11 protein-coding genes are annotated in these 11,622 nt (G+C 68.8%); 1 reads left to right on the forward strand and 10 read right to left on the reverse strand.

Features of this window, described 5'->3' with window-relative positions:
- Positions 1-131: 131 nt before the first annotated feature.
- Together HSX14_RS23695 and HSX14_RS23700 are read right to left on the reverse strand one after the other, a co-directional pair.
- Positions 132-3,203 (reverse strand): efflux RND transporter permease subunit, encoded by a 3,072-nt coding sequence (locus HSX14_RS23695; protein ID WP_173176131.1) that lies wholly within the window; start codon positions 3,201-3,203, stop codon positions 132-134.
- Between the two features lie 6 nt (positions 3,204-3,209).
- On the reverse strand, positions 3,210-4,313 hold the full coding sequence (locus HSX14_RS23700; protein WP_173176129.1) for an efflux RND transporter periplasmic adaptor subunit: 1,104 nt from the start codon (positions 4,311-4,313) through the stop codon (positions 3,210-3,212).
- A 92-nt stretch (positions 4,314-4,405) separates the two neighbouring features.
- Between HSX14_RS23700 and HSX14_RS23705 the strand changes: the two genes are divergently transcribed.
- Positions 4,406-5,065 (forward strand): TetR/AcrR family transcriptional regulator, encoded by a 660-nt coding sequence (locus tag HSX14_RS23705; protein WP_173176127.1) that lies wholly within the window; start codon positions 4,406-4,408, stop codon positions 5,063-5,065.
- Here HSX14_RS23705 and HSX14_RS23710 read toward each other — a convergent pair.
- The 8 genes from HSX14_RS23710 to adk all read right to left on the reverse strand — a co-directional run bounded on the left by HSX14_RS23710 (position 5,043) and on the right by adk (position 11,510).
- On the reverse strand, positions 5,043-6,320 hold the full coding sequence (locus HSX14_RS23710; RefSeq protein WP_173176125.1) for a cytochrome P450: 1,278 nt from the start codon (positions 6,318-6,320) through the stop codon (positions 5,043-5,045). The genes HSX14_RS23705 and HSX14_RS23710 overlap by 23 nt on opposite strands.
- Before the next feature lie 19 nt (positions 6,321-6,339).
- Complete coding sequence (locus HSX14_RS23715; protein ID WP_173176123.1) at positions 6,340-7,122, reverse strand: class I SAM-dependent methyltransferase; 783 nt, start codon at positions 7,120-7,122, stop codon at positions 6,340-6,342.
- Positions 7,123-7,193: 71 nt separating this feature from the next.
- Entirely contained in the window at positions 7,194-7,889 is a 696-nt protein-coding gene (locus HSX14_RS23720; RefSeq protein WP_373874640.1) for an extensin-like domain-containing protein, read from the reverse strand.
- Between the two features lie 4 nt (positions 7,890-7,893).
- Positions 7,894-8,721, reverse strand: a complete 828-nt coding sequence (locus tag HSX14_RS23725) for an isocitrate lyase/PEP mutase family protein (protein ID WP_173176119.1) — start codon at positions 8,719-8,721, stop codon at positions 7,894-7,896.
- Positions 8,722-8,782: 61 nt separating this feature from the next.
- Positions 8,783-9,643, reverse strand: coding sequence for a DUF72 domain-containing protein (locus HSX14_RS23730; RefSeq protein ID WP_173176117.1), 861 nt, complete (start codon positions 9,641-9,643; stop codon positions 8,783-8,785).
- The gene (locus HSX14_RS23735; RefSeq protein ID WP_111262287.1) at positions 9,643-9,984 is read right to left on the reverse strand and encodes a hypothetical protein; all 342 of its coding nucleotides are present in this window, start codon (positions 9,982-9,984) and stop codon (positions 9,643-9,645) included. The genes HSX14_RS23730 and HSX14_RS23735 overlap by 1 nt, the downstream gene beginning before the upstream one ends.
- Positions 9,985-10,093: 109 nt before the next feature.
- Positions 10,094-10,774 carry a tRNA (adenosine(37)-N6)-threonylcarbamoyltransferase complex dimerization subunit type 1 TsaB gene (tsaB, locus tag HSX14_RS23740; RefSeq protein ID WP_173176115.1) on the reverse strand — a complete coding sequence of 227 codons (681 nt, stop codon included), beginning with the start codon at positions 10,772-10,774 and terminating at the stop codon, positions 10,094-10,096.
- Positions 10,775-10,862: 88 nt separating this feature from the next.
- Positions 10,863-11,510, reverse strand: coding sequence for an adenylate kinase (adk, locus tag HSX14_RS23745; RefSeq protein ID WP_111262289.1), 648 nt, complete (start codon positions 11,508-11,510; stop codon positions 10,863-10,865).
- Between the last annotated feature and the right edge of the window lie 112 nt (positions 11,511-11,622).

Raw genomic sequence — 11,622 nt, forward strand, 5'->3', positions numbered from 1 at the left:
GGATTGAAGCCCAACGAGCGGTGCCGGGGCTGGCATCGCAACGTTGGGCTTCGTACCTCGGCCCAACCTATGGCCCGTCGGAACCGTAGGATGGGTAGAGCGCAGCGAACCCCATGCGGATGGCCTTCCCGTCAGGCCCTGGGCACTTCCTTGACCCGGAACCAGGCCGCATAGAGCGCCGGCAGGAACAGCAGGGTCAGCGCGGTGGCGACGATCAGGCCGCCCATGATGGCCACCGCCATCGGGCCGAAGAACACGCTGCGCGACAGCGGGATCATCGCCAGTACCGCCGCCAGGGCGGTGAGCACGATGGGCCGGAAGCGGCGCACCGTGGCTTCGATGATCGCGTGCCACTTGTCCAGGCCGGCGGCGATGTCCTGCTCGATCTGGTCCACCAGGATCACCGAGTTGCGCATGATCATCCCCGCCAGGGCGATGGTGCCGAGCATGGCCACGAAGCCGAACGGCTGGCGGAACACCAGGAGGAACAGGGTCACCCCGATCAGCCCCAGGGGCGCGGTGAGGAACACCATCGCCGAGCGCGAGAAGCTCTTGAGCTGCAGCATCAGCAGCGTCAGCACCACGACGATGAACAGCGGCACACCGGCATTCACCGATTTCTGACCACGGGCCGAGTCCTCCACCGTGCCGCCCACGTCCAGCAGGTAGCCATCGGGCAGTTCGGCGCGGATCGGCTCCAGGGTCGGCAGGATCTGCGCCACCAGGCTCGCCGGCAGCGACTTGTCGTAGATGTCGGCGCGCACGGTCACCGTCGGCAGGCGATTGCGGTGCCAGATGATGCCTTCCTCGAAGCCGTACTCCAGGGTGGCGATCTGCGACAGGGGCACGCTCTTGCCGCTGTCGGTGGGCACCGCCAGGCTCGGCAGCAGCGCCAGCTCCTGTCGCTCGCGCGGGGTGCCGCGCAGGAGGATGTCGATCAGCTCGTTGTCCTCGCGGAACTGGCTGACCGTGGAGCCGGTGAGCGAGCTCTGCAGGAAGCGCGACAGGTCGGCGGTGCTCACGCCCAGGGCACGGGCGCGGTCCTGGTCGATGTTCAGGCGCACCACCTTGCTCGGCTCTTCCCAGTCCAGGTGCACGTTCACCACGTGGGGGTTCTCGCGCACCTTGTCGGCCACCTTGCGCGCGTAGGCGCGTACCTCGTCGATGTGCTCGCCGGAAACGCGGAACTGCACCGGGTAGCCCACCGGCGGGCCGTTCTCCAGGCGCGAGACGCGGGTGCGCAGGCTGGGGAACTCGTCGTTGAGGGTCTGGATCAGCCAGCTGCGCAGGGCCTCGCGGTCCTCGATGGTCTTGGCCAGCACCACGAACTGGGCGAAGCTCGCCGCCGGCAGTTGCTGGTCCAGCGGCAGGTAGAAGCGCGGTGAACCGGTGCCCACATAGGCCACGTAGTTATCCACGCCCGGGTGTTCCTTGATCAGTTTCTCCAGGCGCGTCACCTCGGCCTCGGTGTTGCTCAGCGAGGAGCCCTCGCCCAGCTTGAGGTCGACCATCAGCTCCAGGCGCCCGGAGGCCGGGAAGAACTGCTGGGGCACGAAGCGGAACAGGGCGATGGCGGCGACGAAGGCCGCCAGGGTGAGGACGATCACCGTCTTGCGCCGGCGCACGCACCACTCCACCACGCGCCGCACGCGCTGGTAGAAGGGCGTCGCGTAGGGGTCGTGGGCGCCGCTGCCGCCGTGCTTCTCGGCGTGGCGCTTGGCCAGGTCCGGCAGCAGGCGGTCACCCAGGTAGGGCACGAACACCACGGCGGCGACCCAGGACACCAGCAGGGCGATGGTCACCACCTGGAAGATCGAACGGGTGTACTCGCCGGTGCCCGATTGCGCGGTGGCGATGGGCAGGAAGCCGGCGGCGGTGATCAGGGTGCCGGTGAGCATGGGGAAGGCCGTGCTGGTCCAGGCGTAGCTGGCCGCCTTGAGCCGGTCGTAGCCCTGCTCCATCTTGATGGCCATCATCTCCACCGCGATGATCGCGTCGTCCACCAGCAGGCCCAGCGCCAATACCAGCGCGCCGAGGGAAATCTTGTGCAGGCCGATGCCCAGGTAGTACATGGCGGCGAAGGTCATCGCCAGCACCAGCGGGATCGACAACGCCACCACCAGGCCGGTGCGCAGGCCCAGGGAGAAGAAGCTCACCAGCAGCACGATGATCAGCGCCTCGGTGAGCACGCGGACGAACTCGCCCACGCCGGTCTTCACCGCCGCCGGCTGGTCGGAGACCTTGCGCAGCTGCATGCCGGCCGGGAGGGTTTCCTGCAGGCGGGCGAACTCGCCCTCCAGGGCCTGGCCGAGGATCAGGATGTCGCCACCCGCCTTCATCGAGACCGCGAGGCCGATGGCGTTCTCGCCCATGAAGCGCATGCGCGGCGCGGGCGGGTCGTTGAAGCCGCGATGCACGTCGGCGACGTCGCCGATGCGGAAGGTGCGGTCGCCCACGCGGATGGGGAAGTCGCGGATCTCCTTCACCGAATCGAAGCGCCCGCTGACGCGAAGCTGCACGCGGTCGCTGGCCGTCTCGAAGAAGCCGGCGGCGGCCACCGCGTTCTGCTCCTCCAGCGCCTGCTGCACGGCGGCCAGCGGCAGGCCGAGGGTGGCGGCCTTGGTGTTGGAGAGTTCGATCCAGATCTTCTCGTCCTGCAGGCCGAGCAGCTCGACCTTGCCCACATCCTTGACCCGCTGCAGTTGCAGCTGGATGCGGTCGGCGTAGTCCTTGAGCACGGCGTAGTCGAAGCCCTCGCCGGTCAGCGCATAGATGTTGCCGAAGGTGGTGCCGAACTCGTCGTTGAAGAACGGCCCCTGGATGCCCTGGGGCAAGGTGTGGCGGATGTCGCTCACCTTCTTGCGCACCTGGTACCAGAGCTCGGGGATTTCGTTGGAATGCATCGAGTCCCGTGCGAGGAAGGTCACCTGCGACTCGCCCGGCCGCGAGAACGACACGATGCGGTCGTATTCGCCGGTCTCCATGAGCTTCTTCTCGATGCGCTCGGTGACCTGGCGGGAAACCTCCTCGGCGCTGGCGCCGGGCCAGTTGGTGCGGATCACCATGGCCTTGAAGGTGAAGGGCGGGTCTTCGCTCTGCCCCAGCTTGGTGTAGGAGATGGCGCCGACTATGCCCAGCAGCAGCATGATGTAGAGGACGATCTGACGGTTCTTCAGCGCCCAGGCGGAAAGGTTGAAGTTCACTCGGCCCTACTCCTTGGCGATCAGCTTCACCGCGCGGTTGGCGCGGTCCACGGGGCGGACTTCCTGGCCTTCGCGCAGCACCTGGACACCGGCGGCGACCACCCAGTCCTCGGGCTTCAGGCCTTCGAGCACCGGCACCCGGTCCTCGCCGTAGGGACCGACGCGCACGGGGCGGCGTTCGATCTTCGAGCTGTCCGGGTTCACCACCCAGACGTAGGGCGCACCGGCTTCGGCGGTGAGCGCCGAGAGCGGCACCGAGAGCGGCACCTCGCCGTTGGCCTGGATGTACACGCGGGCGCTCTGGCCCAGTTCGGCGGGCACCTCGCCGGCGGTGAAGGCGATGCGCGCGGCGAAGGTGCGCGACTGCTGGTCGGCGGCCGGCGAGAGTTCGCGGATGCGCCCTGGGAAGCGCTTGTCGGGCTGCGACCAGAGTTCGACGGCCACTGCCTGGCCGATCTTGAAGCGGTCGATGGCGTGTTCCGGCAGGCTGATCAGCACTTCGCGCTCGCCGTCGGCCGCCAGGGTGAAGACGGTCTGCCCGGCCGCCACCACCTGGCCCACTTCGGCGCGGCGGGTGGCGATCACGCCGTTCTGCGAAGCACGCAGCACGGCGTAGCCCGCCTGGTTGCTGGCGACGTTGTATTCGGCCTGGATCTGTTTCACCCGCGCTTCGCCTGAGCGGTACTGGTTCTCGACGTTGTCGAACTGCGACTGGCTGATCAGCTTGCGGTCCAGCAGCGTCTTGTAGCGGTCGCGCTCGGCACGCACCAGCTTGAGGTTGGCCTCGGCGGCGGCGACCTGGGCGCGGGAGGCTTCCAGTTGCAGGCGCACGTCCTGCGGGTCGAGCTCGGCCAGGGGCTGCTCGGCCTTGACCCGGTCGCCCACCTCCACCAGGCGGCGGGTGATCTTGCCGCCGATGCGGAAGGCCAGTTCCGGCTCCAGCCTGGCGCGCACTTCGCCCGGGTAGGTCACCATCGCATCGCCAGCGGGCTGCGGTTGCACCACCATCGCCGGGCGTATCGATTGCTGGACGGTCTCGTCATTGCCGCAGGCACCGACGAGCAAAGAGAGTGTCAGAGGCAGAGCGAGGGGCAGGACATGGCGGAACATGGTGTATGACCTTTCGCGAAGTGCTGTTGGAATATTTATACTGCCGGGTATAGTAAAAATAGCAAACTCACCAGTCCAGTATTTAAACGCGAATGTCAGACAAATCTTTACAAGCCAGCGGCCCCGGTCGCCCGAAGGACCCCGCCAAGCGTGCGGCGATCCTCGAGGCGGCCAAGTCGCTGTTCCTCAGCAAGGGCTACGACGGCAGCAGCATGGACGCCATCGCCGCCGAGGCCGGGGTCTCCAAGCTCACCGTGTACAGCCATTTCACCGACAAGGAGACGCTGTTCTCCGCGGCGGTGAAGGCCAAGTGCATGGAGCAGCTGCCGGAGCTGCTGTTCGAACTGCCCCTGGGTGGGACCATCGAGACTGTGCTACGCAACATCGGCATGGGTTTCCAGGCGCTGATCAACAGCAGCGAATCCATCGAGCTGCACCGCCTGATGGTGACCCTGGGCAACCAGGACCCGAAGCTCTCGAAACTGTTCTTCGATGCCGGTCCGCAGCAGATCCTCAACGAGATGGAGCGCTTGCTGATCCAGGCGGACAAGGCCGGCAAGCTGCGCATCGACAAGCCGATCAACGCCGCCGAGCACTTCTTCTGCCTGATCAAGGGCGGGCAGAACTTCCGCCTGCTGATCGGCTGCGGCGCGCCGCTGGAGGGCGAAGAGGCCGAGCAGCACGTGCAGGAAGTGGTGGAGCTGTTCCTGCGCGCCTACGGCACGGAAATCACCCCCGCCGCACGAACCTGACCCTTGCACGCCTGGGCCGCAGGGAGAACCAGCCCTGCGGCTCCACCGGGCCGAGCGGCTCGACGTCCCAGTGCTCGACCCACCAGGCCAGCGACACCGCCAGGTCCATCATCGCCATCGCCGTTCCCGGGCAGGCGCGGTCCCCGAGCCCGAAGGGGAAGTAGGCGCCCTTCGGCCAGGTCGAAGGTTCGATGAAGCGCTGCGGGCGGAACTCCAGCGGCGCCTCGAACCAGCGCGGGTCGCGATGGGTGATCCAGCTCGACAGCATGACGATGTCGCCCTTCTTCAGCGCCTGGCCGAACACCTCCACATCCGCCGTGAGCTGCCGGGGCACCAGCCCGTAGGCCGGCGGGTAGATGCGCAGGCTCTCCTGGATCACCGCCCGCAGCAGCGGGCACTGGCGCAGGTCGGCCATGCCCTGCACCTGGCTCCAGTCCAGGCCCTTGAGTTCATCCCGCAGCGCCTCGCGCACCGCCGGGTTCTGCGCCAGCAACAGCTGTGCCCAGGTCAGGGTGGCGCCGGTGGACTGGTGCCCCGCCATCAGCAAGGTGGCCAACTCGTCGCGCTGCACCGCCAGCGGGCGGAGTGATTCGTCAGCGCAGCGCCCCACCACCTCCTGCAGCTGCGCCAGCGCCCAGCGCTTGCGCGGGCACAGCTTGCTGGGGAACCAGTGCCCCAGGGGGATGCCGGTGCTGGTCTCCAGCAGCGCCACCCGCGACAGCAGGCGCACCGCGCGGGCCACGCGGAAGGCGTCGTTCTCCAGGTCGATATCGAAGAGCGCGCGCCCGGTGAGGGTGACGCTGTAGGCCGCCATCTCCAGGTCGAGATCACGCTCGGCGCCATCCTCGATGCCTTCGCCCCAGCGCTCCGCCAGGCGCAGGATCTCGCCCGGCGCCGGCGCGGCGATATGCGGTCGCACCTCCTTGCGCCTTTCACGGGCCGGCTCGCCCTCGCGCATCATGAAACTGCGCCCGTTCCACTGGCGCATCATGCACAGGCTGGGTTCCCAGCGTTTCAGGTGTTCGCGGTGATCGACCATCAGCTCCTGCACCGCCCGGGGGTGGAACAGGCACCAGAGCCGGCTCAGCCCCATGCGCGTGACCGCCATGTCCGGCTGCTCGGCGTGCACGTTCTGCAGCCAGGCCAGCGGGTCGCGCTGCATCGCCAGCCAGTGGCGGGCGCCGGCGCGGTCATCACCGACCCAGGGCAGTTGCGCGAGGGTGCGGCGGATGGGGCAGCGGATGGCGTCGTCCATGGAGTCCCTTCCCTTGCGATCAGCCCTTGCTCAGGGCCTTCTTCGGATAGATGTCGTAGCGGCTGGACTTGCCCTCCAGCGCGTAGCTGGGCTTGGTCCCCTCGATGATCGGCGCCTTGCGCGGGCGCTTCACCACCACCCGGTGGGTCGCCAGTGCCAGGGCAGCGGCGAGCAGCGCCGGGGCGTCCAGGTCGTCGCCCACCAGCGGGCGGAACAGGCGCATTTCCTTCTTCACCAGCGCACTCTTGTCGCGGTGCGGGAACATCGGGTCGAGGTAGATCACCTGGGGGGCCTCGCCCTGCCAGCCCTGCATCAGTTCGATGGCGTTGCCGGTGTGCAGGTGCATGCGGGCGGCGATGGCGGCCACCTCGGCATCGTCGCAGGCGCGGGCCAGGCCATCTTCCAGCAGCGCCGCGACCAGGGGCTGGCGCTCGATCAGGTCCATCTCGCAGCCCAGGCTGGCGAGCACGAAGGCGTCGCGGCCGAGCCCGGCGGTGGCATCCAGTACCTGCGGGCGGATGCCCGGCTGCACGCCCACCGCCTTGGCGATCATCTGCCCGGCGCCACCGCCGAACTGGCGACGATGGGCCGCCGCGCCTTCGACGAAGTCGACCCGCACCGGGCCCGGCGCCTGGGGCGACAAGTCCACCAGCTGCAGGCCCTCGTCACCCAGCTGCAGGGCGAAATCCGCTTCGCCGCCCTGGGGCAGCCCGAGCCGCGCCGCCCACTCGGCCGCGCGCGCCTGGTGCTGCGGCGCCAGCGCGTCGACACGTACCCGGGCCTGTTCCCGCTCATCGCTCATCGATCGAATCCGTTGTTCCAAGATGGGCGGCATTTTGCCAGAGCGCGGCGCCAGGCGCCCGTGCACGGCACTCAGCGGCACATGCGCAGCAGGCCCATGTCGACATGGAAGTGATCCCGGTGCGCAGCGTTGTAGTCCGGCCCCAGGGTGGTGTTGAAGTGCTCGCAGGCGGCGTCGCGCGCCCGGCGCAGGAAGCGCGCCTCGGTGTCGTCGCCGGCCCAGTCGCGGGCCACGCTGATGCGACGGCCATCGGCCAGGCGGAAGCCGGCGATGTCCAGGGCATTGGCCGAGGCGTGCTGGCTGCGACGCTGGGTGCCGCCGATGTTGCGGCAGGCGAAGCTGCCCAGGTGATCGATGCGCGCCACCGGCTGGCCGTAGAGTTCGCGGGCGACGGGTTGCAGCCCATGGCGTTCGAACAGGGCGAAGGCCACGGCCACCTCGCAGGTGGCGATGAAGCTGCTGCTGAAGGCCAGGTCCGAGCCGCTGACGCGCACGCTGTTCTCGATGGGGCAACCGGCTGCCGGCGAGCTGTCCGGCAGCGCCGCGTACTTCAGGCTGGAGGTCTGCAATGCCAGGCGGCACAGCGCCGGGTCGGCCTGCAGGCGCATCAGCTTGAAGGGCGTCAGCAGGTTGGGCGCCTCGCGCACATCCAGCGGCGCCCAGGGGTCCCAGCGCGGCGGCGGCGTCACCCACTTCTGGTACACCGCCAGCGGTGCACCGAGCACCAGCAGCAGGACCAGCCAGGGGACCAGCCGGCGCACGCGCACCCGTTCAGCCCCTGAACAGGTCGTTGATGCGGTCGAAGGGCATGGCCCGCTGGGTGGCCGTGAGATCACCGCAGAGCAGGTCCTCCGCCGCGCGGAAGAACGCGCCGTAGGCGACCCGCGCCAGGTTGGAGCCCAGGCTGACGCGCTTGACGCCGAGCTCGGCCAGCTCCGCCAGGCCCACCTTCAAGGCGGGCGACCCCACCAGCAGGTTGACCGGCTTGGGCGCCACCGCGCGCACCACTTCGACGATCTGCTCGCGGGTGGTCAGCCCCGGCGCGTAGAGCACATCGGCACCGGCCTCGGCATAGGCCACCAGGCGGCGGATGGTGTCATCCAGGTCGGGTCGGCCGTGGAGGAAGTTCTCCGCACGGGCGGCGAAGGTGAAGGGGAACGGCAGGCGGCGCGCCGCCTCCACCGAGGCCCGCACACGCTCGACGGCCAGTTCGAAGGGGTAGATGGGCGCCTCGGCGCGGCCGCTGGCGTCTTCGATCGAGCCGCCTACCAGGCCGACCTCGGCGGCGAGGCGGAGGGTCTCGGCGCAGGCCTCGGGGCTGTCGCCGTAGCCGTTCTCCAGGTCCGCAGCCACCGGCAGCGGCGTGGCTTCGACGATGGCGCGGGCGTTGGCCAGCGCCTCGTCACGGCTCACCGCGCCTTCGGCGTCACGCCGGCCCAGGGAGAAGGCCAGCCCGGCACTGGTGGTGGCCAGGGCTCGGCAGCCCAGGGCGGCGAGCATTTTCGCCGACCCGGCATCCCAGGGGTTCGGCAATACGAGAAGTCCGTCGCCCTGGTGCAGGGCGCGGAAGGTTTCGGCACGTTGGGCCTGGTTCGGCATGGCATCACTCCCTCGTTGCAAAGGCCCGACCTTAACCCGCGCCTAGGGGAAAGTGACAGCGTCAGAGCAGGTCGAGTTGCGTCGATTCCGCCTCGAAGGCGCTCTCGGCCAAGGGCGGCAGGCCCGGCAGGCGGCTCATCAGCCCGGCATGGAAGCGCTGCGCCTGGGCGGCGGCGAGGTGGTTGTCGGGGGTGTGCAGGAAGACATGGGGCACCAGGCCCTCGCCTATCCAGTCGGCCACCTTGTCCAGCCAGGGGTCGAGGTAGCGCTGGTTGGCGTCGAGGTCCGGACCACCGATGAAGCGCACCTGGGGGGACGCGCTGAAAGCGGTCGGGCGCACCGGCACGCGGGGCTTCTTCGATTGCGCGTGGAGCACCGCCGGGTCGTCGGATTCGCAGGCGAACAGGGCCCGCGAGTCCAGGCAGATGCGTTCCACCCCACGCGCGTGGAGCAGGCGGTTGAGGGCCTTCTCCTCCTCGCCCCGGGCGAAGAACGCGGCGTTGCGCACCTCCACGGCGATGGCGCGGTGGGAAAAGGTGTCCAGCCAGTCCGCCAGCTCGCCCAGGCGCTGCGGCCCGAAGCTCGCCGGCAGTTGCAGCCAGAGCGGTGCCACGCGCGTGCCCAGGGGCTCGAGCAGGCGCAGGAACTCACCGGTGGCGCCGATGCGGTCGCGCAGGTCGCCCTCGTGGCTGATGTCACGCGGGAGCTTGGCGCAGAAGCGGAAATGCCCGGGCATGCGTTCGGCCCACAACTGCAGCGTGGCGACGGAGGGCCTGGCGTAGAAGGTGGTGTTGCCTTCCACCGCATTGAACACGCGGGCGTAGTGTTCGAGGGTATCGGCGGGGCGCACGTCGGCGGGATAGAAGCTGCCGCGCCAGGCGGGCTCGTTCCAGGACGGGCAGCCGAGGAAGTACGGGAGCATCAGGCGTAGAGATCGAGCCCGAGCACTTCCGGCGCGTCGGTCTCCGACGCGAAGCTGGCGGTGGAGGCGTAGCTGGCCATGGCCTGGTAGGCACGGTTGCTCAGGTTGCGTTGCTGCACGATGTCCTGCGGGCGGGCCGGCAGGCTGTTGCTGCTGGCGTTGCTGGCCTCGACCTTGCGCGGCTGGGCGGTCTGCTCGAAGCCCTGGGTGCTGGCCGGGGTGGCCGGCACGTCGCGCCGGCTCTCGACCTCACGCTGCACCTCGCGGAAAGCCGTGTTCGCGCTGCCCTGGCGGGGGCTGCGATCCAGCGAGATGGATGAGGTGAAGCCGTCGATGCGCATCAAGGGAAGTCAGGCAGGAAAAGGGATCGGCGAATGGGGTGGAATCTAGCCGGACATCCAGGGATTTTCAATCGTCCCTGACGCCCGGCACTGCCGGTGGTCAGCCCGCTCAGCGGGGCGCCTTGGGCGTGGCGACGTTGTCGCGCAGGTAAACCGGCTGCGCTTCGTCGGCCACCACCGCTTCGCCGCGGGCCCAGGCGAAGGCGGCCAGGGCCAGCAGGTCCTGGGCGTGGGGCAGCAGGTCGGGCGCCTGGCCGTTGACCGCCACCGGGAGGCGGGCGGCGAAGGTGCCCCAGCCGGTGCCGGCACCGAACCAGTCGCCCTGGGCGTCGCGGGGCAGCGCCGCGCGCTCGGGCGGCAGCACCGCCTCGCTGCCGGCCAGGCGCATCTCGCCGGCGTCCAGGCGGTAGCAGCCCCAGTAGACCTCATCCATGCGCGCGTCGATGGCGGCGGCCACCTGAGCGACGCCCTGCTCGCGATGGGCACGCTGGGCCAGCACGGCGAGGTTGGAAACCGGCAGCACCGGGCGATCGAGGGCGAAGGCCAGGCCCTGGACCACGCCCACGGCGATGCGCACGCCGGTGAAGGCTCCGGGGCCACGGCCGAAGGCGATGGCATCCAGGGCGGACAGGCCGACACCGGCCTCGGCCAGCAGGTCCTGGATCATCGGCAGCAGGCGCTGGGCATGCTGGCGCGGGATCACCTCGTAGTGACTGAGCACGCGGCCGTCATGCAACAGGGCGACGGAACAGGCTTCGGTGGCGGTATCCAGGGCCAGCAAGGTGGTCATCGGTGCATCCAGGTGGGTCGAAAAAGGCGCGCATTATAAACGCCAACGGCCCGCAAGCGGGCCGTTGGTCGAATCGATCGTCGATCGATCAGGAAAGCGCGGCGAACACCTTGGCGGTGATCTCTTCCACGCTGCCCACGCCAGCGATGGCGCTGTACTTCGGGGTGCCCTGGGCGGCCGACAGCTTCTGGTAGAAGTCCACCAGCGGCTTGGTCTGCGAGTGGTAGACGGACAGGCGATGACGCACGGTCTCTTCCTTGTCGTCGTCGCGCTGGATCAGGTCCTCGCCGGTTTCGTCGTCCTTGCCGGCGACCTTGGGCGGGTTGTGCTCGGTGTGGTAGACGCGACCCGAGGCCGGGTGCACGCGGCGACCGGCGATGCGGCCGACGATCTCTTCGTCGTCCACGGCGATCTCGACCACGTGGTCGATGGCGACGCCGGCGTCCTTCAGGGCTTCGGCCTGGGGGATGGTGCGCGGGAAGCCGTCGAAGAGGAAGCCGTTGGCGCAGTCGGGTTGGGCGATGCGCTCCTTGACCAGGTTGATGATCAGGTCATCGGAAACCAGGCCGCCGGCATCCATCACGCTCTTGGCCTTCAGGCCGAGCTCGGTGCCCGCCTTGACCGCTGCGCGCAGCATGTCGCCGGTGGAGATTTGCGGAATAGCGAATTTCTTGGTGATGAAACCAGCCTGGGTACCTTTTCCGGCACCGGGCGCCCCCAGCAGAATCACGCGCATCGATGTGCTCCTCAAGATTGTTTTGAAGTCTCGGATTCGCCTCTTGGGGCCAATCTCAGTATCGGGTTTCGGCGTCGTTGAGCGGCCAAAAGGTTGATCAAGATACACAGCA

This window comes from Pseudomonas tohonis (assembly GCF_012767755.2).
In the GTDB taxonomy this organism is placed as follows: domain Bacteria; phylum Pseudomonadota; class Gammaproteobacteria; order Pseudomonadales; family Pseudomonadaceae; genus Metapseudomonas; species Metapseudomonas tohonis.